The 24,751-nt window shown below is 60.3% G+C and carries 26 protein-coding genes and 1 riboswitch; of the genes, 9 read left to right on the top strand and 17 right to left on the bottom strand.

Translation table 11 applies throughout. The features are described 5' to 3' along the window. Positions 1-524: 524 nt before the first annotated feature. From GPA27_RS02015 to GPA27_RS01995, 6 genes are all read right to left on the bottom strand, one after another. Positions 525-1,667, bottom strand: a complete 1,143-nt coding sequence (locus GPA27_RS02015; protein WP_169137286.1) for a hypothetical protein — start codon at positions 1,665-1,667, stop codon at positions 525-527. Positions 1,668-3,034: 1,367 nt separating this feature from the next. Continuing rightward, positions 3,035-4,381 carry a type II toxin-antitoxin system HipA family toxin gene (locus GPA27_RS02010; protein WP_169137284.1) on the bottom strand — a complete coding sequence of 449 codons (1,347 nt, stop codon included), beginning with the start codon at positions 4,379-4,381 and terminating at the stop codon, positions 3,035-3,037. 5 nt (positions 4,382-4,386) lie between these two features. Continuing rightward, positions 4,387-4,728, bottom strand: coding sequence for a helix-turn-helix domain-containing protein (locus tag GPA27_RS02005; RefSeq protein WP_169137282.1), 342 nt, complete (start codon positions 4,726-4,728; stop codon positions 4,387-4,389). A 432-nt stretch (positions 4,729-5,160) separates the two neighbouring features. Next, the gene (locus GPA27_RS02000; protein ID WP_169137280.1) at positions 5,161-5,532 is read right to left on the bottom strand and encodes an integration host factor subunit alpha; all 372 of its coding nucleotides are present in this window, start codon (positions 5,530-5,532) and stop codon (positions 5,161-5,163) included. A 23-nt stretch (positions 5,533-5,555) separates the two neighbouring features. Next, positions 5,556-5,819, bottom strand: coding sequence for a helix-turn-helix domain-containing protein (locus GPA27_RS29435; RefSeq protein WP_373322702.1), 264 nt, complete (start codon positions 5,817-5,819; stop codon positions 5,556-5,558). A 36-nt stretch (positions 5,820-5,855) separates the two neighbouring features. Then, positions 5,856-6,323, bottom strand: coding sequence for an H-NS histone family protein (locus GPA27_RS01995; protein ID WP_169137323.1), 468 nt, complete (start codon positions 6,321-6,323; stop codon positions 5,856-5,858). A 630-nt stretch (positions 6,324-6,953) separates the two neighbouring features. Here GPA27_RS01995 and GPA27_RS01990 point away from each other — a divergent pair. The 6 genes from GPA27_RS01990 (at position 6,954) to GPA27_RS01965 (ending at position 12,060) form a co-directional block, all read left to right on the top strand. Next, positions 6,954-7,538, top strand: a complete 585-nt coding sequence (locus GPA27_RS01990) for a plasmid pRiA4b ORF-3 family protein (RefSeq protein WP_169137278.1) — start codon at positions 6,954-6,956, stop codon at positions 7,536-7,538. Positions 7,539-7,567: 29 nt separating this feature from the next. Further along, complete coding sequence (locus GPA27_RS01985) at positions 7,568-8,488, top strand: LOTUS domain-containing protein (protein ID WP_169137276.1); 921 nt, start codon at positions 7,568-7,570, stop codon at positions 8,486-8,488. An 8-nt stretch (positions 8,489-8,496) separates the two neighbouring features. Then, entirely contained in the window at positions 8,497-8,844 is a 348-nt protein-coding gene (locus tag GPA27_RS01980) for a hypothetical protein (protein ID WP_169137274.1), read from the top strand. Between the two features lie 603 nt (positions 8,845-9,447). Further along, positions 9,448-9,960 carry a hypothetical protein gene (locus GPA27_RS01975; RefSeq protein WP_169137272.1) on the top strand — a complete coding sequence of 171 codons (513 nt, stop codon included), beginning with the start codon at positions 9,448-9,450 and terminating at the stop codon, positions 9,958-9,960. 103 nt (positions 9,961-10,063) lie between these two features. After that, a complete protein-coding gene (locus tag GPA27_RS01970) occupies positions 10,064-10,693 on the top strand; it encodes a hypothetical protein (RefSeq protein WP_169137270.1) in 630 nt (209 codons plus the stop codon). Positions 10,694-11,238: 545 nt separating this feature from the next. After that, positions 11,239-12,060, top strand: coding sequence for a 5'-nucleotidase (locus tag GPA27_RS01965; protein ID WP_246260902.1), 822 nt, complete (start codon positions 11,239-11,241; stop codon positions 12,058-12,060). Between the two features lie 31 nt (positions 12,061-12,091). Here GPA27_RS01965 and GPA27_RS01960 read toward each other — a convergent pair whose 3' ends face one another. From GPA27_RS01960 to GPA27_RS01935, 7 genes are all read right to left on the bottom strand, one after another. Further along, positions 12,092-12,505: an NUDIX domain-containing protein gene (locus tag GPA27_RS01960; RefSeq protein ID WP_211164776.1), complete on the bottom strand. Its 414-nt coding sequence runs from the start codon at positions 12,503-12,505 to the stop codon at positions 12,092-12,094. Positions 12,506-12,673: 168 nt separating this feature from the next. Further along, positions 12,674-12,919 (bottom strand): WYL domain-containing protein, encoded by a 246-nt coding sequence (locus tag GPA27_RS29585; RefSeq protein ID WP_444541835.1) that lies wholly within the window; start codon positions 12,917-12,919, stop codon positions 12,674-12,676. After that, a complete protein-coding gene (locus tag GPA27_RS29580) occupies positions 12,901-13,638 on the bottom strand; it encodes a helix-turn-helix transcriptional regulator (RefSeq protein WP_444541834.1) in 738 nt (245 codons plus the stop codon). Before GPA27_RS29580 ends, GPA27_RS29585 begins: the two co-directional genes overlap by 19 nt. Before the next feature lie 101 nt (positions 13,639-13,739). After that, on the bottom strand, positions 13,740-16,007 hold the full coding sequence (locus GPA27_RS01950) for a VIT domain-containing protein (protein WP_169137266.1): 2,268 nt from the start codon (positions 16,005-16,007) through the stop codon (positions 13,740-13,742). Next, complete coding sequence (locus GPA27_RS01945; RefSeq protein ID WP_169137264.1) at positions 16,000-16,449, bottom strand: MerR family transcriptional regulator; 450 nt, start codon at positions 16,447-16,449, stop codon at positions 16,000-16,002. The genes GPA27_RS01950 and GPA27_RS01945 overlap by 8 nt, the downstream gene beginning before the upstream one ends. A gap of 149 nt (positions 16,450-16,598) precedes the next feature. Continuing rightward, positions 16,599-17,378, bottom strand: coding sequence for an ADP-ribosylglycohydrolase family protein (locus GPA27_RS01940; RefSeq protein ID WP_169137262.1), 780 nt, complete (start codon positions 17,376-17,378; stop codon positions 16,599-16,601). 12 nt (positions 17,379-17,390) lie between these two features. Then, entirely contained in the window at positions 17,391-17,660 is a 270-nt protein-coding gene (locus GPA27_RS01935) for a hypothetical protein (RefSeq protein WP_169137260.1), read from the bottom strand. Between the two features lie 728 nt (positions 17,661-18,388). Here GPA27_RS01935 and GPA27_RS01930 point away from each other — a divergent pair. Then, a complete protein-coding gene (locus GPA27_RS01930) occupies positions 18,389-18,643 on the top strand; it encodes a type II toxin-antitoxin system CcdA family antitoxin (RefSeq protein ID WP_169137258.1) in 255 nt (84 codons plus the stop codon). A 496-nt stretch (positions 18,644-19,139) separates the two neighbouring features. On the opposite strand, the gene GPA27_RS01925 is transcribed toward GPA27_RS01930, so the two are convergent. After that, positions 19,140-19,607 (bottom strand): hypothetical protein, encoded by a 468-nt coding sequence (locus GPA27_RS01925; RefSeq protein WP_169137256.1) that lies wholly within the window; start codon positions 19,605-19,607, stop codon positions 19,140-19,142. Between the two features lie 242 nt (positions 19,608-19,849). On the opposite strand from GPA27_RS01925, the gene GPA27_RS01920 reads away from it, so the two are divergent. Further along, entirely contained in the window at positions 19,850-20,329 is a 480-nt protein-coding gene (locus GPA27_RS01920) for a hypothetical protein (RefSeq protein ID WP_169137254.1), read from the top strand. A 152-nt stretch (positions 20,330-20,481) separates the two neighbouring features. Further along, positions 20,482-20,569, top strand: a riboswitch (cyclic di-GMP riboswitch). Between the two features lie 68 nt (positions 20,570-20,637). After that, entirely contained in the window at positions 20,638-21,702 is a 1,065-nt protein-coding gene (locus tag GPA27_RS01915; protein WP_169137252.1) for a tetratricopeptide repeat protein, read from the top strand. A gap of 969 nt (positions 21,703-22,671) precedes the next feature. Here the strand turns inward: GPA27_RS01915 and GPA27_RS01910 are convergent. The 3 genes from GPA27_RS01910 to GPA27_RS01900 form a co-directional block, all read right to left on the bottom strand. Next, positions 22,672-22,944 (bottom strand): hypothetical protein, encoded by a 273-nt coding sequence (locus GPA27_RS01910; RefSeq protein WP_169136934.1) that lies wholly within the window; start codon positions 22,942-22,944, stop codon positions 22,672-22,674. Positions 22,945-23,120: 176 nt separating this feature from the next. After that, positions 23,121-24,074: an endonuclease/exonuclease/phosphatase family protein gene (locus GPA27_RS01905; RefSeq protein ID WP_169137250.1), complete on the bottom strand. Its 954-nt coding sequence runs from the start codon at positions 24,072-24,074 to the stop codon at positions 23,121-23,123. Then, on the bottom strand, positions 24,074-24,535 hold the full coding sequence (locus GPA27_RS01900; RefSeq protein WP_169137248.1) for a hypothetical protein: 462 nt from the start codon (positions 24,533-24,535) through the stop codon (positions 24,074-24,076). The genes GPA27_RS01905 and GPA27_RS01900 overlap by 1 nt, the downstream gene beginning before the upstream one ends. Between the last annotated feature and the right edge of the window lie 216 nt (positions 24,536-24,751).

Genomic DNA, 24,751 nt, shown 5'->3' with positions numbered 1-24,751 from the left:
GTCGGCGCAGAGGCCGCTCTGTGAGCAAGGTGTCCGAGCGGAGCATCGTGTGCTATTGCCAGAACGCGGTTCCAGGGCGTGAAACTACAGCGCGAGCTTCGCGTGGCGCAGGTGCTCACGCTGAAGGCGTTCAATCGCCCGGACTCACTTAAATTGCGCCTATCACGCAGGGCGGCGACTACTTCCGATATGCCGGAGTCGCGGTGACCACGGGCGCGGGTGCCACGACGGAAGGGGTGGCGCTGGTGAACATGCTGCGCTCCTTGGACTTACAGGTCTGTGACGTGAAGCCCCGTCGAGCGAGTGCCTGAACTTGGGTGGAAAATGGGATAGCTCGCCTGTAGCCATTCTGTACGTCATCAGACGTCGTCCGGCTTTGCCGCTTCGCGACGCGGAAAGGGCGCGAAGCGGAGCGGCGGCGGCTCAACGGGATAGAAAGGCATCGTCCTCTCCCCCTCCCACTTGAATATGTCCGTTCAGTCGAAACGAGAACCGCCCCTTCGTCATCGGTCTGCGCCAGTGTGCTAGTCGGAATCCGTCATGGTCGCTGTCTTGACCTTCGTGGTCAGAACACCCGCCTCCGTCCGCCAAACCTTGAAGGAGGTCACGCGGGCCGCGCTTGGGGTGCCAGTGTCCTTCAGTTTTCCCAATGCGTCCTTGAGGAGCCTGGGGAAGTCCGAGTCGCGACATCGGAGACCGGACAGCTTGTAGAGGTGTCCAACAGCAATCTCCTTGGCTATGGAATGGGACGCGTAAAACGACCCGAGCCATCCGACGAGGCCCTGCTTGGATAGCACCCCCATCGGGATGCGCCTCCAATCATTCCGCCCATACAGCTCGGCGATGTTCTCATGAATGCGGAAGCGTACCTTTCGTGCGTCGGGCGCGTCAGCAGGGGGCAATTGAACCTCGAGCAACGGTGCCAACGTGATGCGTTTCTTCCCTAACGACTGGCCAACGGTGAGTGTCGTTCTCCCGAGGCGAATTAGGCTTGCCCTCATGGCGGCGTAGGTGGTCGGTCCTCGGGTGACGCACACCTCCTTCGCAAGCGCGCCCAAGGTGAGCTCCATCCACGGGCAATCGGCGCCATGTGCCAGCGGATGGTCTCGATATCGTGATATGCACGCAGCGAAAATCCGCCGGTCGTACGATTGGAGGCACTCGCCTTCCAGAGTCAGGGTAATCTTCCTCTTCTTCGTCGACTGCACCTTCACCTCGTGCAGCGGAATTTCGCTCACAGGGCTCTCCGCATGGCTGGTGTTCTCCACGGCGCTCAGGGGGGCCGCCGTGGAGGCAGGTAGTGGCTCAGGGTCTGCTCCGGGAAATAACGAGGACCGCACGAAACAGTTGGGTAGTGCGGACTGCCCCTCTTCGAAAACGGGCAAGAACACGTCCGAACGGAAGCGAACCGCCTGAACTTGCCGTGCCTCGAGAACAAGGTCGGGGTGTGTGTAACTATCGAGGATGCGCACCGCCGCCTCGTAGGTCGCAGGATTGTCCGCACGGTCAGCTTCGCGCCGGAGACTCGCATTAGCGGACCGCAGGGCTTCCAGCAATGCTTCCGGGTTTGCACCTTCGATGACTTGCATGACTGCGTCGGCTTCCTGTCGCAGCTGCCTTCCCTTTTCAGTTCCGCTGGTGGGAGTACGAGGGGCCAGTTTCTTCATGCGGCCCCCGCCGTTTGTTGCAAAGTGTGATGTAGGTAGTGAAAAAGTGTGATATTCATAGTTGGAAAGTGTGATGCGCAGAGCTATAAAGTGTGATGCATGTAGTGTATAAATGCCGTTTGGGTGAAAATCAGGCGCTAAGAAGGGCTCGATTTCTTTCCTGCCGGCCGCCCTAGGTCAACCCATAGGTTTCTACTAGGTTCCCCCGCCCCAGCGGCTTAACCCGTCTTCTTGAGCGAACTCCGCCAGTCCCATGGAGGTCGTTCTGGTGAGTATAGGCAGATGTGCGTGTGTGCCAGGACGGGTTAAGCCCGCCCTCGGTGAGTGCGAGCAGGCCGAGTGCGCCGGCGCGACAGCTATCCCAATGGGCGAGACGAAGTCGGGCTGACGAGTGCCGTCGGGAGGGAACAAGGTGCGAGTGGAGATTCTCCAGGTCGCCGACCCGGCGACCCTGGCAGGCCGTCCTTCGGGGTACGCGAGTTTCCGCCGCGCCAGTAGGCTTACCGATGGCTGGGGTGACGAGCGAAGCCGCAACCCGAGGGAACCTTGATGCGCAAGTTTGTGTGGTTCACTGGGGTGTGGGCCTTCGGTGGACAGGGCCGCCAACCAGGGACGGCGATTGAGCCACGGCTCTGGCCAGGAGTCGAACCATGGCGAGGCGCCTCACCGTCCGTTCGAGTTCCGGCAGGGCGAGGAGTGCGATGTGTGCAGCGCGTTCGAGGTCATCCAGGTCGGCGACCCTGGCAGGCCGCCCTTCGGGTTACACAAGTCTACTACGCGTTTGGCGATGGCTGAGGCAAGCGTCAACTGCAGCTCCGAGGAACCTGGAAGCGAGAGCTCTTGGGGTGTGCTGGGACCAGCGCGTCGGTGGACAGGGTTGCCTGCCAGGGATGGCGATTGAGCCAGAAACTCTGGCCAGGACTCGAGCCATCGGGAGGCGCCTGATTGTGTCTTCGAGCTCCCGCAGGGCCGCATCGAAGCCGGCCAGGAACGCGATGACCTGGCCGGAGTCATTGGTGCAGGCGTGGCGCGTTGGGGGTGATGCTGTGGAGCGAAGGAGGAGTCCGCCACGCGTATGTCGGATGTTCGAGGGTGGAAGCTGCACGGCTGAGTGTTCCGGGTTGACGAGCGTGCTGCAGTGCAGAGGGGGCACAGACAAGCGGGATTAACCCTTGCCGCGACGTAGGAGCGGACCGGTTAATCCGAGGGCGTCGACAGTGCAGAAATTCGGCCACCTGCGCTACGCGATGTTGTCGGAACCCGCTATATCGAGTGTCAGGACGTGCTGCGGAACCTCGCTCACCCCACGGAGTGCGCGTTGTTTTGGGACGCAGCCGGCCCTCACCACTGCTTAACCACGTCAGGCGTCACGGAAGTGACCGGCGCAGCTCCGCCGATGAGATATCGTCGATGTGCCGGAATGCAGGGGCAATCTTGTCCTGGTCCGAGTCCGACACGCCGGCCTCGGAGAAATACATGCGCCATTGACGCACCACGCGCCAGATGTCGCCGATGGCCCGGCATGCCGTCGCCCGTGACAGCGTGAACCGGTCATGAGCAGCGACCGCGTTGTCGAGCGTTGCCAGTCGGCCTCGCGGACCAATATCCAGGTGCAGGAAACGCTCGCTTGCCCGGCTCGGGCGCGGCAGCACATCGTAAAGGGGGCTCAATCGCCAGCCCGGCAACCTGGGGTCGCGGACGAAGCCATGATTCCGAAGATGGTCGTCGTCGTTGCTCACGAAGATGTTGTACACCATCCGCTTGAACAGCTCTTCGTTGTCCTGGCGGATGACGCCGGGGTGGCAGTAGCGGCGTACCGCCTCAGCGAGGTCGGCGTAGGACTTGGTGCGTGATTCGGTCTCGTCGCAAGCCACCAGCGTCAGCCCGCTGACGAAACCCATCCGGTGCTCGACGCGCCCTTCTCCGGGGCCGGTGGCCAGCAGTTCGGCCCCCGGGTCGAGCACGGCCCCCGGCGCGGCCCAGTACCGGTCGAATCGCCGAATGAGCATGACCCGCCGGTTGCCCAGCATGAGCGTGTGCACCGGCGGAACCGTCAGTCCGGCGTGACGGGCCAGTTGGAGTGCCGCGTACTCGACGCCGGGCACGTCGAAGGCATCGTGCCGACTGGAGAACTTTGCCAACCACAGCACCCCCTCCTCGTCACGTATCGAGGCCTTGGGGCGCGCTCCGCCCAGGGCGGCGCCATCAAAGAAGATGCCCTCCAAGTGTGCGGGGACGGGCAGGCTCTCGTCGATGCGTTCGGCGGCTTCCACCAGGTTAACCAGCGTGTGCCACCCACCTGCGCCAGAGGAGGGGACATCGTGGATTTCACTGCGGATGTCCAGCACCCCGACGCGCTCGGCCCCAGCATGCAAGAGATACTGCGATTCCGGCAGGCTGTTGGCGGGCACCTTGAGCTTGGCTGCGATGACCCGCCGTCCCCAGGCATCAGGAGCTGCGTCACGGATGCCGCCGAAGAAGGGAAGCTGGTTGACGGGCAGTAGACGCTTGCCCCGTACCGCTGCCACGTCGGCGAGGCTTAGGCTCACCGGGTCCGCCTCGAGCGCGCCCTCGCCCTTGAGGTAGTTCAGACCATAAGCGAAGCTCGAAGCGAGCAGGCGGTTGTCTTCCTCTGTGAGGACGAGTTGGCCGCAGGGGGCCCACGTCGCGCCAAGGTGGGCGAAGACCATGAGCTTGGCGTCCTTCACAGCCATCGTGGTTAGAAGTCCAACTCGTCGAGTTCGGAAGACGTCAAGTCGCGCACGCGCTTGGACTGCTCGCGAATCCTGAGTGATAAAAGGGCCGGGTCCGACTCGGACAGGAGGTCCAGCAGCGTGCTGCCTGGAGCAATCGCGTCGAGGTAACGTAGCACTTGGCCGATGGCGAGTCCGGGGTCGCCCCGTTCGAGCCGGTAAACCGTGTTGCGGGACAATCCCGCGCGCACCGCAGCATCGGTCTGCTTGATGCGGCGGGCGAGGCGCAGTCGGGCCAGACGTTGACCGAGCTGTTTGCTCTGTTCCAGCAGCTGGGGCGAGAGAGTGGCGGACTGGCTGACCTTCATGTTCGTAAAAACGAGGCTCTTTGGCTTTATTCTCGAAACTACGAACGATAGTGGTGATGGCTCAGTGTCGTGTCAAGGTTGTGCTCGTAATTTCGAGCGCTGCGCAATTAAACCTCGATTTCACGAACGTTATTTGCGATTCCCGCTACACTCGGGACTGTTCTTGTGTGCGCCCATTTATGCCTTCGTTGGTATGCTTCGCGGCGTCCATCGGCGCCCGTCGGGTACCCGTGGCGTGGTTTGCGGTGGGCTTGCCGCGTGAACAGCTCGGGATGACGGGCTCGTCACGACACTCGGACGGGCCTGGCACATTTTCGGTCACCTCCCAGCCGCGGTGCGGCAATGTCTACTGCCCGGAGGTCTGGCGAGGAAGGTGGTCTTTAATCGAAGGACGGGCACATTGGGTCGAACGCCAGTGGCTCAGGCCTTCGCTTAAGCCGGCTCCCAAACTGTCCGGCGCGTACGACTATCTTCCGCCGCCTCGAATTCGCCTGGTCCCCGGGCTGTATCGTCAGGGTTCGCAAGGCCGCGAACCGCCACCTTTAGCTTCTGGCTCGGATGAAAAGTCACCACGCGACGGGCGGTGACAACCGCAGTTTTGCCCGTCTTCGGATTGCGACCGGGGCGTGCGGGCTTGTCGCGAAGGTGGAATCCGCCGAAGCCCGACAGTTTGACGTCATCGCCAGCCTCCAGCGCACGTGAAATCTCCTCGAAGAATGCTTCGACCATGTCCGCAGCTTCGCGCTTGTTCAAACCAACGGTGTCGACGATGAGTTGAATGAGGTCTGCTTTCGTCAAAGTCATTTCGTCTAGCGTTCCCGTATCGGCTATGACCTCTCGCGGAGCCAAGCCAGCAAATCGGTGGCTTGCTTCTCCGTACCATAGGTCATGTGCAACAGCATGCGGACTGGCCCAGGGATGCTTCGGCCCGATTCGTATCGGGAGCCTCCGGACTGCGTCACTGAAAGCTTGCTCCAGAATTCAGCTTGATTCATACCGAGCTTTCTGCGTATCTCGCGGACGTCTTCACCATTCTTGAAACGCAGTGCTGGCTGTTTCCGAGGTTTTGCAGCGCCTGAACTTTGGGTCATCGCCATGTTCCCGTATGCGAAAAGAAGGTAGTTGGGTTACTCGGTCGTGGCCGCGACATCAGCAGGGGCAACATTTTCCGATGCGACAACGGGGCGTGCTGATTCGCTCTCCCGGGAGGCCATTGCCTTGCGTTGCTGTTTCTTCTCGAACTTCTGCGCGGCCGTGGACAATGCTTCCAAGGCTCCGCCCTGAGTGAGCCACATTTCGACCCACTGCGGCTTGCGACCACGCCCGGACCACGCGAGGTCCTGCTTCGAGGGGTGCCGGTATTTCACAGGTAGGGGCGCTTTCGGAGTTGCCACACTCGTGGGTATTGCCTTCGTCGCCTTGACCGGGGCTGCGCCCCCAAGGACTTCCTCGAGTGACAGCCCGTGCTCGTGGGCCAGTTTTCGCAGCCTCTTGAGAACGGATACCTTCCCCGCTGACGCCTGCTTGGCGATTTCTTTCTCGATTCGGGTGCGGAGTTGCTTGAGCTGCGGGAGGCTGTAGCTGCGGAGGTTCATGGTCACGTTGAGGGCCGGGAGTTGATTCAATAGGTGAGGGCAATGCAAGTCGAATGATGCCACGGGCGTGCGTAAGTGATAAGTTCATTCATTACGACCAACGGGATATTAGTGGTCGACCAGCAGCCTCTGGTTCACACAGCCGAGGACTGGAAAAGAGCGGAGGGCCAGCTCGACCTCGGTTGTCGCGTGAACACCTTGAAGTCGGTTCCGAAGATGAGCCTGTTCCGCTGTTCCGCTGTTCCGTTGAAGCGCTGTGTGCATTTTCTGGACGCAGTTCACACCTGCCTCGAACCAGGATGGCAAACCGGCTTTTTGCCCCTAATGCCTATTAGCGGCTAAGTATTTATGGGTGTTTTCCCGGGGTATGTGGCTTCCCGGGGCAAGATGCTCCAGCCGGACAGGCACGTCGATGCGCCGAACCGCCGCGGAGCAAGCCCCGCAACAAGACGAGCTTAGTCGCAGCGCGTCTTCTTGAGCATTCGTGGGGCGGTTGGCGGTCCCGTCTCCTCATATCGCAACTTGGATACAAGGCCGCGTGAAGCGATTCATGCCCACCCAAAGTTGACCTCCGTAAGGTCCGGCTCCCGCCTAGAATAGGTACGTATCATTTCTTCATGCGGATGGGTCATGTCTTCTCGAAATCTCACCCACACCTACACGTTGCGAATCGAGCTTGAGGGCGTCCGGCCGCTCATCTGGCGACGCATCCTGGTTGATGGTTCAGTCAGCCTCGGGAAACTGCATCACTATCTTCAGGCTGCCATGGGGTGGACCGATGCCCACCTCCACGAATTCGAGATTGCCGGGCAGGTGTTCGCGGTTCCTCACCCCGATGACGACCCGGAGCGCCCGGTGAGCGACGAGCGGCGCGCGAAACTCTCAAAGCTGGTCAAAGCGGGCGACCATTTCGTCTATCGATACGACTTCGGCGACAGCTGGAGCCATCGCATCATCGTCGAGGCCGTCGACCCGGAACCCAGTGAGCCAGATGGTGTTGCCGAAGTCGCAGCTGGCGAGCGCGCCTGTCCGCCCGAGGATGTCGGTGGCGCGGATTCGTATATGGAGTTCGTGGAGGCCATCACCACCCGCAGAATGTCCGAAGAGGCGCAGGATTGGCTGGCGTGGGCCGGTACGGACTTCGACCCTGAGCGATTCGACCGCATCGCGGCGAATGCTGCACTCCTGCGGATGGCCTGGAACAGATGGGTGTGAGGGATGAGATGGCGGACAGTGATTCCAGCATGACCTTCGTGGTTCAGCTCGCCCCCGCTGAGCCCGTGACCGAAGCCTCGCCCCCTCCTGTCGTGGATGCGGAGCACGAGGCGATGCGCAATGAGGTTATGCGCAAGATGGGCCGGAATCTCCTGCTCTTCCAGCAAATCGAGCGAATGCTCAAGCTCCTCATCGCCAAAAGCTCGCTGGCAGGTTACGTACACGAGCTGCATGCGAAACAGAAGAGGCAGGAGGAAAGAGTCGAAAAGCAGACCATGGGCAATTTGGTCGGGGCGTTTCTCGAGGATGCCCTGACTGACAAGGGGCGACCGCGTGAAGCGCCGGATGACCTCGCTGGCCTCTGGTTTTCCATCGGATTCGGGCTGGAGGTTGATAACGCGTATTACGAAGAACGGAAATCGGCACTAGCGGCCGCGGTGGCTGAACGCAATGAACTGGTCCACCACTTCCTCCCACGCTGGGACTTGATGTCGATGGAAAGCATGCGAGCAGCGGATGAGTACCTCGACCGACAGCGAGCGAACGTTCTCCCCGAGTTCGAGCACTTGAAGAGCCTTGTGGGTGCGTTGGAGGATGGTTGGCGTCAGACAGGTGAATTCCTGTTGTCGGGCGAATGGGCGAAGCACTTTTCGCTCACCGACCTGCGGCATAGTCGACCTGTTTTGCTGCTCGGCGACATCGCACAGAAGATGGGGCGTGACGACGGCTACGTTCTGCTCAACACCGCGGGAAACCTGTTACGACTGCATGCTCCGGAGGAGACGAAGGCCCTCAAGGAGCGCTGCGGCTACAAGAGCCTGAAGGCCTTGATTGTCGCGACCGAACTGTTCGACCTGGTCGAAGAACCGACGGAAAAGGGAGGCGTCCGCGTGTTCTATCGGATGAAGCCCGGAATCTCGCTGGAGTTCGGTGAGACTGGTGAGCAATAGGAGGGGCGATGGCTATCATCATTGACGGTGTCGTGCGCGGGCTTGGAAGCCAGTACGCGGACGGAACCGAGCGCATGGAAATTCACGTGCGGGCGGACCGCGCTCATGGCATGCCGCATCGCAAAGGGGAACGGATACCAGTCGTACTCCGTATTGGCCGCCGTCTCTATCGGGCCGGGCTTCGGGCAACCGAACACAACCTCTATGTTTGGATTTGCCCCGACGTGGTTGCGGCCGACGGGACCGAGACAAGGCTCGCCCACCTCCTTACAGACGAAGGGTTGGGGAGCAACGACCGGGTGTTCCTCGTGGTCGATGGTTCGAATATCGCAGTCGTTCCAGCACGCTGGGAATGACTCGCGAGGTCAAGGTACCAACGGTCACCCCGGCTAGTCCTCCGGAGGCTCCACGTGGCGCAACTGAGATGTTCGCGACGGGATTTCCACGAGGCACTCGCTGAGTGCGACTCCTGTAGGTAAGGGCGCGTCCGGACGTGCTGAGCCTTTCGCTGCTGCCCTTAAGGCACTTCATGAGATGGGCTACAAATCGACTTCGGTCAGCGGTTCGGGCTACTAGATTTTCGAAGGTGACCTGCTGGGCGCGCGTCGTGTTCGGCTTGAAACAAAGCAATTCGAAGAGCAACCGGCTTAAACGAAGTCGTACTTGCAGAAGAACTTGGCCCACGGATGGTGGATGCGTTCTCTCCCGAAACGAGCCGCTGCAAGCCTACGATGGCTCCGGCAGGGGCGGTCCGTTGTCGGCATCGGTCATTAGTGCCCACTCATCGGTGAGAGACATCTATTGCTGGGCCCGAAATCCACCTCAAGGGCTATCAAGCGGTTAGCGAACACGAATGTGTGCAATGTGTCGGTTGACACATTGCAACGGGGTGCGAAATAATGTGTTCAATGTCCCGTGCGGCTCATTGATTACATGTATTTCTTGCCAAGAGGTATCCAGTGCCCACTCTCCGAATCGTCACAAAGGCTGAACAAGCCGTCGATAACATCCGTACCTTTCAGCAAGAAATTGAGGCTAACAGTCGCGACAACGAGTTAGTCAGAACCTTAAGTCATTTTCGCTCATGGTTCGTATTGAAGGAGAACGGGCGAACGCTGTACGCACCCTCAAAGTGGGTAGGCTATATAGGCCTAACTGCGGAAGACTACGACGCCAATAACGTCCAAATGGATGGCAGAAAAACTGAAGCCGCCCTGCGGGGTTGGTTCGCTGAAGTGTCCGCAGGCCCCGAACGCAATGAGTTGATGGAGGGGCTTAACGAATATTTGGCAAACTTTGCCAAGAAACCCAGCTCACTCGCTCGCGTTTCGGTCATCCGCGTGGGGATACTCGATAATGCTTCGGAAGATACGGCACCGAATCGTTTGGCCGACGCCCTGCTAACGATGTACCGCATCCTCCCACGCGAAGCCCAGAAGGAATTTACTCGTCTCTTCAAGAAGGAAGCCTGATTCTACTGCAGCTAATGAGTAATCGCTTGGCTCGTCAAATGTAGAGAGACTCCCGTGTGGTTATAAATGATGCGGTCGGCTATCATTTTGATAGAGATAATTCATGAAATCTAGTGGCGACATTTCAAGTAGCGTCTGGTTGATTGGGGACTCAAATCCGCAAGGATGGTCCAAAGAACTTGATGTTGCGCTTGACCCAAAGCATCCCACTCGACATAGTATTTGGACTCCGATTCTCAATGAGATACAGGGGTATGCATTTAGCGCTGGTCGTCGCGTAGATTGTTCGAAAATCCATATTCGCAATGCCATATCCAATCATCGCCTTCGGCCTTCAACTGAAGCGGAATGGGCGCGTCTGGAAAAACGCCTTTGCAGTTTCAGAGAACGTTTTTCGAGAAGTCGCCCTAAGCTGATTCTTACGTTTGGAGGTTTTGCATTTGAATTTTGCCGTCGAGCAATTGAACTTCCGGTGGAGAATGAGAAATTCAAAAGGTATACGAGTTGGACTGTAAAGGGTCTCGCCAAGGAGTTTCATGAACGAAGTTCGCCGCCCAAGACGATTGTTCCGCTTCTCCATGCGTCAATTGCTAGAGGGAAATTTCTCGATTGCCACGAAGCCTACACTTCCAGCAAGACCGGCAACTATTTTTCCCACGTGGGAAAAATCCTTGCGGAAAGGCTACTGGTACACCACGAAAATGAGGATATTTGGCACTTTGCGAGGGAGTGACAGCGAAAGCTGTCATGGCCGAGCTATTCTCGGTCGCCACAACTGGTTTATGGCCGTAGGGCGTTAGATAGTAAGCTGGTGTCTAGCATCAACTGGGTTGAACGTCCGGTGAGAGTCGGTTGCAGTAGGTGGGCAACGACTGTTCAAGCTCCTAGCGAGCGCCGCGGTTATGGTGAGTAGGCGGGCTCTCCGACGTCAAAGTACAGTATGAAGAATTGCTGAGTTCGCCGAACTTTGGCCGTCGGCCGAAGACCGAGAGTTCAAAACATGGGTACGAAGGCGCGGGGAGGCTCATGTGCCGAGCTACCGTGTGCCGTATTCTTGGAGCAATCCGTCAAAGATGCATGTGCGGCGGCGGCAGGTTACGGTTCAGAACCTACTTCCATGTCACGATTGCGTGCCCGCTGTGTGTCGAGAACAAACAGTTGGAGGTTTGTAATGCCCGCATCCCTGGATGGCAAACTGGTCGTGGCCATCTCTTCGCGTGCCCTGTTCGACTTCAGGATGAGAACGAGGTATTCGATGCGGCCGACGATAGCCGCTACATGAAATTGCAACTCGAGCGTCTCGACCAGCCGGCTGAACCGGGTGTTGCCTTCGCCCTCATCAAGAAACTGCTTGCCTTCAATACGCCCGACCAGCAGCGCGTGGAGGTGGCAATTCTCTCGCGCAATGACCCGGCAAGTGGCCTGCGCGTCTTCGCCTCGGCGACGCACCATGGGCTCACGCTCGAGCGCGGTATCTTTACGCGGGGGGCGCCGCCGCATCGCTATCTCAAGCCGCTCAATGCAAACCTCTTCCTGTCCGCAAACGGTGAGGACGTCCGCGAGGCGCTCAATCACCATTTTCCCGCCGCGCAGGTGTATCCGCAGTCGGTTGCTGACGCGCAACGGAATCCTGGGGAAATTCGGATTGCCTTCGACGGCGACTCGGTCTTGTTCAGCGACGAGGCCGAGCGCATCTTCCATCTCGGCGACTTGAGTCAGTTTCAGGCCCACGAGGTCGCGAAGGCCAAGATTCCTCTTCCGCCAGGTCCCTTCAAACCATTTCTTGCGGCGTTACACCAGTTGCAGAGTGTCGGTGCCGGTGTGCCGATGCGGATTCGCACCGCCTTGGTGACGGCGCGGAGTGCTCCTGCGCATGAGCGCGCCATCCGGACGCTGATGGCCTGGGACATCGGCGTCGACGAGGCGATGTTCCTCGGGGGGCTCCCCAAAGGTCCTTTTCTGAACGAATTCGAGCCCGACTTCTTTTTCGATGACCAAGCCGCTCATTGTGAGTCCGCCGCCTTGGTGGCACCCGCCGGGCAGGTGCTCTACGGCGTGAAGAACGATGTTGTGGTCATCGACGAGGTCACAAGTCCGTGAGATGGGCCAGGATTGGAGGCGTGTCGCCAATCTATCCAGCTTCGAGTGCGGCAAGCATCGCAAACAAGTCGCGATTCGCATTCGTCAACGCAAGGTATTTGCGGAGGATTTCATGCGTCGCAGGTGACAATCGCAGCGGGCCAGGCTGCTCGTCGCGGGCAAGGAAGTGGAGTGCGACGGCATCGTCACGTGGAGTCGGTGCTCCAGTGGCCGATAGCCAAAACACAAAATGGCGGTTCGAAGGCGATTCGTGCTCGAACAGGTAGATGCCCTGAGTTGCGACCAAACCGGTCTCTTCGTCGAGTTCCCGAACTGCAGCCGCAAGTGGCGGTTCACCGCGATTGATGCCCCCACCGGGGAGAAGAATCAGTCCATGACGCGTTTCGGTAAGGACAATTCGACCCTCGTGTTCGACGACAGCCGTCGCTCGACTGCGCTTGGTCATTGTGGAAGGTTCCTCCAACGGGATTCCGAACGGTTCCAGCTCAGGGCTGTGCGTCATTGAGCAGGATGATGTGGATGACGACGCCCGGTGCGTGTCTGCGTGATGCCCCACTCCTTTGGACGGTGCGGAGAGATTCTGGTAGCTGAGTTGCTCGCGGGATGGGGCGTCCTAAATATTCTGCATCCCTCGCTCAAGCTGCTGACGCACGCGTTCCCGCAGCGATGCCGGTTCGATGACCTTCACCGCCGGCACATGACGCAGGATATCCATCGTGAGTTCGGTGGGGTTGCTAAACGGCACCTGCAGCCGGTAAGTCCCGTCGTCCTGAAATCGCCCCTTTTGGTTCTGGTGCCAGACCTCGCGGCTGACCCATCGCGCTTGTTCGGCTGTGAACTCTAGTTCAGCCCATTCCACCTCTTTCCCTGAAAAAATGCCGTAGCCTCCGTCGAGAACCTTGCGTATCTCCCGGCCGCTGACTTCCTTCGCCTTATCCGTAGAGAGGGTGACCTCGCGGATTGCATCGAGGGCAAAGCTGCGGAGTCCCTCGCGGAGGTGACACCAGGCACGAGGTACCAGGCCTCCCGGTAGAAGGTCAGGCGCTGCGGGGAGACCTCGCGACGAACGGTCTCGTCACGCGTGCGCACGTAGTGGTCGATAGTGATTCGACGACGTTGCAGCACTGCAGTGGCAATGGGGGTGAAGTGCTTGGCATCGTGGGCCCGAGCGGCCTGCCGATGAAAGCGAATCCGCTTGTCTATGTCTTCAACGGAAATGTCTCCTTCGCCCATGATTGCGCGCAGCCGGGTCAAAAGAGGTTCGACGTGGTGCGAAAGCAGTCCTGGTTCGAGGTTTTTGAGGAGCTGCTGCATTGTGAGCAGCGCGAAAACTTCCGAGGCATTGAACCAGAGGCCTGGCAACTCGTAACGTGGCCCGGACAATGGCGCATCGAAGCGATAGCCGCCGGCGTCGCGGTCCCAGACGATGGGGGCGTTGAAGCGTTCCCGGAGGTATTCCAGGTCACGCTTGAAGGTCGCGAGCGAGACCTCGAGTTCGTCGAGGAAGGTCTGGACCGGCACCACGCGGCGTTCGTTGAGCAGTCGGTCGATATGATAGAAGCGCTCGGTGCGGTCCATAGCCTGTCAGTCGATTTGTTCGGTATGGACCGCATGGTCGATGTTCTGGAGTTGGCATGTCAACGCCATACGCCAGCGCAGTGTATGTGCTCCATCCCGCCCTAGTCGGCGTCACGCCTCAGGAATGCTGGAATGTCATATTGGCTTCGCTGGGAATGCTGTGCGTGGTCCTCTGACCAGAGCGCGTCCAGCTGTTCGGCGAATCGCAACTGCAAATGGGGGGCGACCTCGGTCGCCGCGAGGAGTTTGTTCGTGGCGGCTACGAACTGCTCCCCCAGAATCGACGCGCACGCGTGGTGGGCGAGGGCCGAGTACAAAGTGACAACGGCTGCGATTTCGTCCTGACCGGTCTGAAGTGCTTCGTCGAGTACCGCGAGCAACTCAACGGGACAATCAAGTTTGACGAGCTCCGCACGTGTGGTCGGCAGCCCAGCTAGGATTCGCCGTTGCGCGCGGCGCTTCACGCGGGCCAAGAATTCACCGAGGGTGGTCGGGATGGCCTGACGATGTGTTGCCGCGGTGCGAACTGGGCGCGGACGGCAGCGTATTACTGCGGGTATATCGAGGTCTGGGCCAAGCGCCGTGCTTGGCGAGTACATCGCAGTGTCGCACTCAGCGACAGTGAAGGCGGTGGATTCGCATGTGAGGCCATGCACGGCAGCGGAGCTGCGGACCGTGCCAAATCCACCCCAACCAGCAGGATGCATTTGCGGGACAACGTGCAATTCAGGCAGGTCTTGCGGCCGCTCATCGGCTGTGCGAGCGAGGGTAACGATGTAGTCGGTCTCGTCCGTCACCAGCTGATAGCGAACCGCCCACTCCTGCTGTTCCGTTTCGTTCAGCACGGCCATGCGCGCCGCGGCCGCAACGCGGACGATTTCGGTGTCCATGTTCTGGACGGAGTCGAGGCGGATGGCGGTGGAGGTTACGTGCTCCCCCTCGGTGAAACTGAGGTTTGCCGTCACGGTCCCGGCGACTTCAGAGGGGAACGCCGCAAACACGGTGAAGGCATCGCCTGCGAAGCTCGCACGGGTCGGACGCGATTCCCAGAGGGGAGTTGCCGGCCATGCGACCGTGACGTCCTGAATGCGGGGTTGGTGCATGCGGTTGAAGTGCCGCTCGATGCGCGCGCTCATGTCTTCGTTGGGGGACACCAGTTCGCACGCGCCGCCGGTCTGGTCCGCGAGCATGCGCACCGTGTCTTCGGCCACCGCCGAGCCGATACCGATGGTGAAGATGCGTGCGCTCACCGCATTTGCCTTTTCGGTGACGTCCTCCAGATTCCACGCCTCGCCGTCCGTGAGGAGCAGGATGTCGAAGGGACGGTCTTGAGCGTATGCCAGTGCTGCCAGTAGAGCGTTGGCGAGTTCAGTGCCGCCCATTTCGCCCAGGTCGCTCACGAAACGACGGGCGCGCTGCACGGACCGGGAGTCCGCCGACTGGAGAGCAGGGGAGAGTTCGGTGTAGGTCGAGCCGAAACCGATGAGCCCAAAGCGGTCTGCGGGGGTAAGGTGGCCGATGGCGAACTGCACGCCTTCCTTGGCGAGCCGGATGCTGTCCCCCATCATGGAGCCGGAACAGTCCAGGACGATGACGGTATCGCGACCCGTATCGGAGGCCACTGCAGGCGGCATGAAGGTCACCATAGCGACATGAGTGTCGAGCGCGGAAGCTGCGGCACCCAGCGACTGCAATTCATCTCCGCGCACATCGAGAATGAAGTCGCGGTCCAGGGAGGCGCCTTCGGCCGCAAGGACCTTCAGGCAACCTACCTCTGCAGCAAGTTGGATATCGTGGCTCGGCGAGGTCACTGATGCCTTCGCGAGCTCCCCTCGCAACTCGACCGACACCTTGAGCGCATACTGCGCTTCGAGGCTCGTGCGCGGTTCCTGCCAAGGTGCAAACTTCCTCGGCTTCCCGTAGCGCGGTGCGAGCGTGGTGGGCAGCCGGTATCGGATGTTTTTCCCGTCCCAGGACAGAGGTTCGGCGTATTCGAGCTCAATGCGGACGCGCTCGCCGGCGAGCACATTGCCAAGCGTAGCGCTGTACAGCCCCTTTGAGACTTCCTGCAGGCGGAAGGCCGAGTTCCCGGACTCGACCGCCTGTTCGTACTTCTGCTCGGCCTGCCGGCGTGGCACCACTTCGCCGCAGTAGCGTCGCTCGCCGATGCACACGGTGAAGACCAGCAGTACCGCATCCACGGGAAGGGGAAACGAGTAGGCGACCTCGAGGTTCGTGTCTGTCGCATTCTCATACTGCTGCACCAGCGTGGTGGTCGCGAGGAGTCCTGCGATTCGTGCAGTCGCGTCGACTCCGCGAAGTGCCAGCGAAGCTCCCGAGTTCGTGCGAAGGCCAATCTGCTCAGTCATTGCCGTTCCCCTTTTTCTCATTCTGGTTCTGGTTGCGTCGTGCCCGGATGGCTTCGAACTGGGCCATCACGCCGCGGAATAACTCACGCAGCTCCTCGGGTGACAGGCCCGCAACGCCCGATTCCACATGCAGCTCGACGCCGTCCGCCACCACGAGGTGACTCCACACCTCGACCGTGCCGGTCCCGCGTTTCCGCGGCGGAGGCGTGTTCGCATCCGGGGCTTCGAGGAGTTCGCGGATGCGCTCGAGCGAGAGTCCCGCGGACTGCCATTTGCGGATGGTCAGCAGCTGTTCTATGTGGCGAGCTCCGTAGCGCGCCCCGCGATTCGCGCCGTCCGGCCGGTCAACGAGCCCGAGCTGGATGTAGTAGCGCACGGTGCGCGAGGGCAGCTCGACCATGGTGCAGAGTTCATCGAAGGTGTAGGTCGGTGTGACTTCCATGGTGCCCTCTTGTATTTGCTGCTTAAATATATCAGCAAAACTGTCAAATACAAGTGGTAAATAGCGGCGGTGAGTCGCATCCCATCGTCGCGGGCAGGGCGGTCGCGACGAAGCCTGAGCTGCCACGCCGCAGGTGTCCTTTTCGCCCGTTAGGCGAGCTGACCCACTTCCTGATAAAGATGGCTTAGGACTTCCCGCATGTCGTGAGGCAGATAGCTCCATGCCTGGTCGGCGATGTCGTCGGGGATGCCGAACAGTGCTTCGGCAACACCCCCGGCAATGGCGGCCACCGTGTCACTGTCCCCGCCGATGGAGATGGCATTGCGAATGGCGTCCTCGAAGTCAGTGGCGTCCAGGGCGCAGATGAGCGCTTCTGGCACCGTCTCCATGCAGGTTTCGTTGAAGCGGTAGCCCGGCCGAATGGCATCGACGGTTCGCGTGAGGTCGTAACCGAAGCGCTCGGTCACGGCAACCTTGATGTTGCGCGGCGTGACGCGATTTCTTGCCAGGAAAATGGCAAGGGCCGTCGCCTCCGCACCCTTCAGACCCTCAGGATGGTCGTGGGTCACAGCCGTGACCCGCCGTGAGAGTGTCGTCACGTCCTGAACCGACCGGGCGAGCAGACCGACCGGCGCGACGCGCATTGCTGCACCATTGCCGAAGCTTCCGTAAGGGGCCAAGCTGTCCGACAGCAGCCACTCGCCGAATCTCGCGCCCCAGCCGCCGTTGTCCCAATAGCGGCGACCCCAGTCCTTAAACGCTTCAGCAGCGTTCCGGCCATTTACGAGTGCGTCGGCCACCGCAATGGTGCAGACCGTGTCGTCGGTGTAGAAGGCCTTCTGATGGAAGAACGGGTTGAAATTCTTCGAGCGGAAGTTGCTGAACTCGTAGACCGACCCAACGATGTCACCGATGACTGCGCCCAACATATCAGGAGCTCCTTAATTGCGATTAATGCGATGGGTACGATGCCCGACCGTGATGACGGTGCCGCGTTTGTCGACCACCGCGTAGACGTCCAGGGCCGGTTCGATGCGCCGGAAGGCGTCACTGCCGACGGTGCGGTGGATGCGTTCCTTTCTCTTGTGCGTGAGATACATCAGCTTTGCGCCGCGCTTGTCGTATTCGTGAGCGCCGAACTGCATCAGGAGTGGCAGCACCTCCTCCTGAATCCCGCGTTGCTGCAGACGGCGGGTCGCGTGATGAGTCATCGCTGCTTACGGCATCGTGTAACTCCCCCTTGTGGTGATGGAGCCCATTATCCGCGCGGGCTAGCTCACTAAATGAGCTTGTCTGGCACCTGCATGTTGGGTATCTGAAAGGGGCGCCCGAGACGGGAACGGAACGGGGAGGCGTGGGCGCAAACAAAAAAACAAGATTGCGGGTTTCGTTCCTTGGTGGGGTGGCTGCCCTGGGGTGGCTGGTGGCGAAGGTTCCTTGTCATGGCGGGGACGGGCCTACGTCGCTCTCAAATTTCGCTGTGGCCGCCTCCCGATGCATCGAATTCGCCTGCGCTCGGCAGTGTCTCCCCGGGCTCGCGAGGCCGCTCTCGTCTGATGTCTCAGCGGCTGCTCGTCTGGAGCCTGAAGGTGCGCCATGTTCGTCGCCCCGCGCGATGCCTGTTGAGCCTCCGGGAGGTCGCCGGACGGGAATCCCGAGTCGCTCTCGCATGTCGCCTTGTAGTGGTGGTTCGCGTGAGGCCAGAACGCATGCAAGTGAGGGTTGGCAATGCGTAGGGTAGGTGAGCTCTCCGACGTTAGAGTAGAGTCATGTAGCCCGGTGGGGCCCTCCGACCTTAGATTTCTGGCGGGTGACTGTGTGGCCTGAGCCACAGGGGAATGAAGGGGAGCCGCGTTGGGGGAGCTCAATAGCTAACGAGGTTGAATGCGCTGAACGGGCTCCCGGAGGGAGACCCGAGCACGACGTATCGGAGGCGTGGATGAAGACTGGAACTTGCAACGACCAGCCCGGCAAGCGGCCCTATAGGCTAACGCTGACAGCGAGCCGGGGCGAAGAGGCGCTGCGCTACACGGACGACCTTTCGACCATGGTCGACAAACTGCTAGTGGAGTTCATTGACCGGAAACGCAACGAACGGCGGCTGCGTCAGGAGACGAACGACGAGGTCTGCGCTTCCCTCAACCGCTTCCACGACCAGCACGGCTCGTTTGTCCCGCGAGAGTTGGGAAGATAGCTCGGTAGCTCGGTAGCTCGGTAGCTCGGTAGCTCGGTAGCTCGGTAGGTGGGTAGGTGGGTAGGTTTGGGCTCTCCCTCGAAGGCCTCAAGACGCTTGCGTCCGAACGCGGAGTCGGCGTCGTGGAAGGAATCGGCCAGCGAATGCGTCGCAACGGAAAGTTGCTGCGTTGGCGAGTACGAGGACGACGGGCTGCCGTGTTGAGCGTGCTGAGACGCGCGTAGTCACCGTTTCACGTATGCCATTTTCAAGCCGTGAACATGCGAATGGCCCCGAGGAGGGGCCATTCGTCATGTTACACTTTCATTCGGGTGGCCGACCGGGACGGCGCCTGCGAGCCTAGGAAACTACGGGCACCGCCTTCAGTCAATCCGGGTCTCCCTAAAGGAGGGGATGCGAGTGAAGTTCGAGCTTGCATTCAAGCGGCTTAAGCTCACGCCCCAGGGAGAATAGCACTGCGAGCGAAGGACTCGGCTTCTATCTTCCGGTCGAAGGACTACCCTGACCGGCTATTGGCAGGAAGCGATTGAGCTTGCGTGTCGGGTGACGAAGGCAGCGTCCGGCGCTCTGAGCGCCAACTCAGGGTGAACTCCGCTCTATAGATTCCCTCGCTGAGTAGCTGTTTTGCGCAGCGCTCCGCGTACTCGCGGTCTCCTCGGACGGTGACTGTCAGCGAAATGTCCCGGTCTTCGCCCACCGACACCGACACCTCTTCGCCGTGCCGGGTGTTCCTTGTACAGTCCGCGGCGAACTCCACTTCGATTCCCTCGGGCACCCGGGCGACGGCGGTACGCGTGTGGACGCACTCATCGTTTTCGGCGAGAAGCTTCTTCATGCCGGCAATCGCCTCGAGCAGCTTGTCGGATGACGTGTCTTCTTCCGCAGTGTCCAGCCACCGCAGTAGTGGTGTGTGCCAATCCCCGTTGTAAACGAGCCCCTCAAAGGGGTTGCGACGTTTCCCCATGTCCTTCGTCTCGAGAAATTGTGCCGAGAACAGTAGCGAAAGCTGGCGCTTTCACGAAATTCATCGCTACCAGCGATGAGACATCGTTGGTAGCGATGGCCCTGATTCACTGCGGAGCGTCCAGATTGGTGAGTGAATAGTTTCCGTCTGGTTTACGAGGCGACCCTCGAACCCGCATGCGAGCCTCAACGCCAATGCGCTATACGGAGAAGGACATGTGTCCGGATTCCGAGGAACAGACCATGACGTCACAGCATGACGGGAGGCCCTTGGCCATTCAGCTTGCGCGGCACATCGAAATCAAGAAGGAGAGGGTCTCATCGGTAGCGAAGCAGCTAGGCGTGAGTCAGAGCTACCTGTCGGAACTCCTCTCGGGCGGGAGAGCCTTTGCCGCAGCAGGGGATGAGCTCCTGCGGGGAGTTGCGGTATACCTTGGCTTGCCGGCTGTCGCGTGCATGTTGATGGCAGGCAAACTGCGACCTGACGATTTCATCGACCCGGGAGCGGATGTGGAGAGCCAGCTCCGGGCCGCACTTGAGCACGTAGCGGCCTCAACGTTCGGAATGCAGGTCGCGGTTAATTCCGAAATACTGCAAGAGGTTCCGTTGCCGGTGCAGCACCTAGTCGTCCTTCTCTATGAGACAACGACCGGAAAGATGCTCATGGGAGCGCGGCACTGGACTTGGACTCCTTCAAGTTTGCGAGACGCGAGGCAAGAATGATGCTCGGTCGCCTCCGGGGATTACCCGGAGGCGACATTTCGTTAGCGGAAGTGCGTTCTTTCGAAAGTTTTGATGCATTTCAAAAATAAATAGAAGCCTACACCGGGGGGCTGAAATAATTGCTTACATAACCCAGAATGGGTTAGGCTGATATTTCATATGGGCAAACCGCGCGGAAACGGCGGGACGCAAAGCCTTCGGACCTACTCCCTGTGCGGGAACGGTGGCCGGGCTGCACACCCCACCCCGGTGTCGTCTCCTGCTTCCTTTTCGGGCTGCTTCGTGCAACGTAGGTCGAGGAGGAAGGGATGCGGTCGAAATGGAAGGCTCTGGTGTGTGCGGGGGTACTCGCGGTTCTGTCATCCGGAGCTGCGGCGGATAACTGGGGTCAGTTTCTCGGTTTGCAGGAACGCAAGGGGTTGGTTGAAAATAGCGCTAAGGAAATCGCGCGCCTCACCCAAGCCGTCAAGCGCGGAGACAAGACGGCGATATACCCCCTTTCCTATGCGCATGCAGTCTACATCCCTCCCGATGTGACGACGCCGAAGGGGGCCGCAAAGGCAGAGGCAAGCCGGAAGCGTTCATTCGAGCTCCTCGTAAAAGCCGCTGAGGCGGGCGACCCGCGGGGTATTCTCGAGTATGCCTTCCACTTCAGCCGGCGGTACCACCTTGAAACGGCAGCCCAGTGGCTCGAGAAAGGTATGAAACTGGGTCACCTCGACGCGACGGCCTACTACGCCGAGGCCTTGCTGTACGGAAATGGGGTTCCGATGGATAAGCCTCGGGCAGTGGCGTTGCTGGAGCAGGCTGCGCAGGCGGGCGGTACGAAGGCCCAAGTGAAGCTTGGGCGGGTCTACGCGAGTGGTGAGTATTCTCCGGCGGACGAGCGCCTTGGGTATGAGTGGCTGAGCAAAGCGTCCGCCGCAGACGACCCGGATGGACATTTCTGGCTTGCGGTGTTTCACCAAGTGGCTAAGTCACCCGAGTACCAAGACCGTGACAGAGCCCTCAGTCTGCTCCTGCGTGCGGGAAATTTGGGCCACTTGCGTGCTCAGATTGAACTCGCGAAGAAGTTCGCCGCTCGTAATCAGCCGGGCGACCTGCAGTTGGCGAAGGCATGGCTTGATGCGTTCGTCCGAGACTGGGGGCCATGGGTTAACGCAACGGAGCAGGAGCAGGTTAATCAGCTCAGCTTGGCCGTTCATGATGCCCTGAGGTACATGCGCAACACGACCGTTACCGTCCGCAGTGGCGGCTCTGCCCCGGTTGAGCCGCAATCGCAGACCGGCATGTTCAACGGACACATCCTGCCAATGCAGGACCACCCGCAGTATTGCCAAGTCTTTGGCAACGACTCGGCCACCTGCCGCTAAGGGCGTCTCGTTGTCTTCCGCTCCCTCTGATTTCCCGCGCTAGACCGAGCGTGGGCAACATCATTCGAACGGAGGACAACCATGCGCTCCAAGCTACTCAAGCGTGGAGTGAAGGCGGGCGGCGGATAGGCCAAATCCGGTGCTTGCCGTTCGCGTGCAGTGAAGGCGGGTGTCGAATACTGCGATTCCGACGCTCACCTGCAGTGTTGGAAAATGTCCATAGCGTATTAGCCGTTATGTAAGGAGATGAGATGCAGTGCCCAAATTGCTGAAAAGAACACGTCGCCAGCCTGAAGCGCTGCCGACATTGAGGCCACTCGATTGACGGTGCATGAGGCCACTCGATTGACGGTGCACAATCCAAGACGATTCCTCAGCGGATGCCCCCGCAGCGGACGTTCTCCCAGGCGCGCTTGTCCAGCCCGGCGCTGCCAGAGCCTATAGTCCAGGTCGCTACGGAAACCGCGCCAGCTCCCCGCAGCACACCGCCGGTCAGCCGTTCGCCACAAAGCACGGCATCCGCCCCGGGTATCCGCATCGCGAGTCCCTAGACGCTCTGGCGGCGGAATATCGGATGCACGGCAAGGCCGGGCGCATCCTGATGTTCGCCATGGGGGGCGGGTTCGCGTTGAATGTTGGCGTGCTGCTGGCGCTCATACCGCACGAGGGGTGGTAGCCCTGATTCTATGGTGCGTTAGCCGTCGGTTTCGGCTGCTTTATCGGCGGCGCGCCTCGGAGCTTCCGTCCCCATTTCGCCTGCTACGTACTACGGATTCCCGCACGCAAAGCACAACGGCAAGCATCACTGCATCCACTGTGGGCACGAGGGTGTCTGGCGCCGAGGACAGTATCGGTCCAACTCCGTCAGCGCCCACTGCTCCAATTGCGGCACGTACCTGTTCCCGAATAGCGCAGGGCCGGCGTCTTTACAGAGAGTCGGGCGGCGCCGTTCGAAACTACCTGATTGGGCTAGAAGTCGTCGAACGGGTCGGGGCTGCCCTCGAACGAGCTAGACATGCTGTCGAATGGGTGCGCAATGGGGGCGACTATCTCGCCGTATGCGTTGCCCGCGACGTCTAAACCACCAACGTCGCCCACCATCGGCAAGCCTGTGGTGGGATTGATTTTCGGCAAGTCGGAGGACAGGCCCAAGTCCTGATGCAAATCCGTCAAAGACAGCGCCTCATCTGCCTGCGTGGAGCCGCCGAACAATGCATTCCAGATTCCGCCAAAGATGCCCATTTCGCTCTCCTTGATGTATTTGCTGCAATTGAAAGTACGCACGACATCGGGGTCCTGAACTGTCAGGCGATACGGCGACGGGCTACTTATGCGGTAAAGCCGCTGTGCATCACCAGGCGTGATGTTTCAGGGCAAGCCATACGCCCGAGGCGAACGCCAAGGCAAGATTCACTGCGTCATCGAGTTCCTTGTGCAAGCACGGCATAGGCGGGGCGATGGTCAGAGCCAATGCGCGGCCCCACGCCTGCCCTGACGACCTGCCAGTGCCCGGAGGTAATGACGTGGTCGATGGGAATCATGGGAAGAACCGCCGGCCAAGTCGGTTTGAGGGCTGTCGCTAGCCTCATTCCGTGATTGTTGAATGGCCGGAAGGCTCGTGACCAAGGGCTGGCATTGAAGTCCCCGGCAATGATGGACGGCAGGTTGCTGCCAGTCGCCCAGTTCGATTCCGTGTGGAACAGTTCTTCGCGTCGAGTGTGGTACTCGGCATTCAGCGGCGGCATCGGATGCACTGCCGCGAGCGCGAACTCAGTGTCGCGCCATCGCACCCGCGTGCGAACATGGAGCGTCTGTCCAAACTCCTCAAGCGCCTGAGTGTCCTCGAGCGGGTGCTTTGACAGGATGGCGAGACCGAACAGGCCCACCTGCGCGTGAATCGTTTGGTAGGGGTAGGCCTTCCATCGCTCTAGTTGCGACACCACTCCCGGAGTAACCTCCTCCAGCACGACGATGTCAGCCGAGAGCTCGTCCGCCCATGTGCGGAGCGCAGTGGTGTCCTGGTTGTCCGCATTCAGGTTGGCGGTGACCACAGTCAGGGTGTTGGACTGAGAGGCCCCTGCACTGTAGGCAGTGGAACCTGTCCAGAAAAACCCGGCCGTAAGCAGCGCCGCCGCCGGCGCCGCAAGGTGAAACGTACCCAGGCCCACCAGCCAGATGATGCAAAGGACGCCGAGCACGACGTAGACCCACTGCCAATGGACGGCCAAGTCGAGCGCCCACGCCAGTGTGGCCTGCTTCTTGGGGAGTAAGCTAGCAAGAATCGGTAGCGCCGCTCCAAGCACTGAAAGCGCCAGGAGGATGCGCACCCGCTTCGTGATGGCGAGGACGAGCGGGTTCTCAGGAATGCTCATCAGGCGCCTGCTGCAACGCCAGTGCCCGGGTCAACCTTTCCCGTGCTGCCACGCTTGGGGTCGTCAAGGCAGGGCTTGTCGGTGGCACGACAGATGACGCCCTGGTACTCGGGCTCCGGTCCGTTTACTTCGTGCAGCATGCCGGCGAGCTTATACTGCACGACGTCGCCCACGGCGAGCGGCTCCGGCACGAGCATCACCACCTCGGTGCGCGTGAGCTGGGTGAACTTTGGCTCAATCTCCAGCACTGCGAGTGTTCGCTCCTTGCACTGCGCAACCGTGATGGCCCCGTCCTTGAACTGGTCGCAGATTTTCGCCTGCTCGGTTTTCTCGACCACCTGCTTAGCGCGGAAACGCATGACGTCGCCCGCCTTGTAGCCGGCGACATGGGAGAGGGTCGTGGCGCAGCCTGACAGCGCAAGGGCCGCGGCGGCAGAGATAAGCAGGAGGGACGAATGCATAAGGGATACTCCCAGAGGTGGTGCGAGCGCGACGGTTGCCGGTTCGGCCATAATTGGCACTTTCGTTAGGAGGCGGTGGGACCCCAAGCCTACGGGCTTACTCCCCCGCAGAATTGGTGGCCGGGTTGCGCAGAGTCGAGGACCGTCTACCGGCCCGCCCCAGGCCATCTCCAGATATACACCCCAGGCCCATGTAGTATGGGAACACTGAGATTC

The sequence above is a fragment of the Aromatoleum toluolicum genome, from assembly GCF_012911005.2.
Taxonomy (GTDB): domain Bacteria; phylum Pseudomonadota; class Gammaproteobacteria; order Burkholderiales; family Rhodocyclaceae; genus Aromatoleum; species Aromatoleum toluolicum.
The sequence above is the reverse complement of the archived record's forward strand: the minus strand, read 5'-3'. Positions and strand labels throughout refer to the sequence as shown.

What these genes read in the sequence shown, in the direction of transcription:
- GPA27_RS01940 (WP_169137262.1), bottom strand. Translation starts at nt 17,378, where the DNA reads ATGTTGGGCGCAGTCATCGGTGACATCGTTGGGTCGGTCTACGAGTTC.
- GPA27_RS01970 (WP_169137270.1), top strand. Translation starts at nt 10,064, where the DNA reads ATGAAATCTAGTGGCGACATTTCAAGTAGCGTCTGGTTGATTGGGGAC.
- GPA27_RS01990 (WP_169137278.1), top strand. Translation starts at nt 6,954, where the DNA reads ATGTCTTCTCGAAATCTCACCCACACCTACACGTTGCGAATCGAGCTT.
- GPA27_RS01915 (WP_169137252.1), top strand. Translation starts at nt 20,638, where the DNA reads ATGCGGTCGAAATGGAAGGCTCTGGTGTGTGCGGGGGTACTCGCGGTT.
- GPA27_RS02015 (WP_169137286.1), bottom strand. Translation starts at nt 1,667, where the DNA reads ATGAAGAAACTGGCCCCTCGTACTCCCACCAGCGGAACTGAAAAGGGA.
- GPA27_RS01980 (WP_169137274.1), top strand. Translation starts at nt 8,497, where the DNA reads ATGGCTATCATCATTGACGGTGTCGTGCGCGGGCTTGGAAGCCAGTAC.
- GPA27_RS01965 (WP_246260902.1), top strand. Translation starts at nt 11,239, where the DNA reads ATGAAATTGCAACTCGAGCGTCTCGACCAGCCGGCTGAACCGGGTGTT.
- GPA27_RS01925 (WP_169137256.1), bottom strand. Translation starts at nt 19,607, where the DNA reads ATGGGGAAACGTCGCAACCCCTTTGAGGGGCTCGTTTACAACGGGGAT.
- GPA27_RS01910 (WP_169136934.1), bottom strand. Translation starts at nt 22,944, where the DNA reads ATGGGCATCTTTGGCGGAATCTGGAATGCATTGTTCGGCGGCTCCACG.
- GPA27_RS01935 (WP_169137260.1), bottom strand. Translation starts at nt 17,660, where the DNA reads ATGACTCATCACGCGACCCGCCGTCTGCAGCAACGCGGGATTCAGGAG.
- GPA27_RS01905 (WP_169137250.1), bottom strand. Translation starts at nt 24,074, where the DNA reads ATGAGCATTCCTGAGAACCCGCTCGTCCTCGCCATCACGAAGCGGGTG.
- GPA27_RS01900 (WP_169137248.1), bottom strand. Translation starts at nt 24,535, where the DNA reads ATGCATTCGTCCCTCCTGCTTATCTCTGCCGCCGCGGCCCTTGCGCTG.
- GPA27_RS02005 (WP_169137282.1), bottom strand. Translation starts at nt 4,728, where the DNA reads ATGAAGGTCAGCCAGTCCGCCACTCTCTCGCCCCAGCTGCTGGAACAG.
- GPA27_RS29580 (WP_444541834.1), bottom strand. Translation starts at nt 13,638, where the DNA reads ATGGACCGCACCGAGCGCTTCTATCATATCGACCGACTGCTCAACGAA.
- GPA27_RS29435 (WP_373322702.1), bottom strand. Translation starts at nt 5,819, where the DNA reads ATGACCCAAAGTTCAGGCGCTGCAAAACCTCGGAAACAGCCAGCACTG.
- GPA27_RS01920 (WP_169137254.1), top strand. Translation starts at nt 19,850, where the DNA reads ATGACGTCACAGCATGACGGGAGGCCCTTGGCCATTCAGCTTGCGCGG.
- GPA27_RS01995 (WP_169137323.1), bottom strand. Translation starts at nt 6,323, where the DNA reads ATGAACCTCCGCAGCTACAGCCTCCCGCAGCTCAAGCAACTCCGCACC.
- GPA27_RS02000 (WP_169137280.1), bottom strand. Translation starts at nt 5,532, where the DNA reads ATGACTTTGACGAAAGCAGACCTCATTCAACTCATCGTCGACACCGTT.
- GPA27_RS02010 (WP_169137284.1), bottom strand. Translation starts at nt 4,381, where the DNA reads ATGGCTGTGAAGGACGCCAAGCTCATGGTCTTCGCCCACCTTGGCGCG.
- GPA27_RS01985 (WP_169137276.1), top strand. Translation starts at nt 7,568, where the DNA reads ATGACCTTCGTGGTTCAGCTCGCCCCCGCTGAGCCCGTGACCGAAGCC.
- GPA27_RS01930 (WP_169137258.1), top strand. Translation starts at nt 18,389, where the DNA reads ATGAAGACTGGAACTTGCAACGACCAGCCCGGCAAGCGGCCCTATAGG.
- GPA27_RS01960 (WP_211164776.1), bottom strand. Translation starts at nt 12,505, where the DNA reads ATGACCAAGCGCAGTCGAGCGACGGCTGTCGTCGAACACGAGGGTCGA.
- GPA27_RS01945 (WP_169137264.1), bottom strand. Translation starts at nt 16,449, where the DNA reads ATGGAAGTCACACCGACCTACACCTTCGATGAACTCTGCACCATGGTC.
- GPA27_RS01950 (WP_169137266.1), bottom strand. Translation starts at nt 16,007, where the DNA reads ATGACTGAGCAGATTGGCCTTCGCACGAACTCGGGAGCTTCGCTGGCA.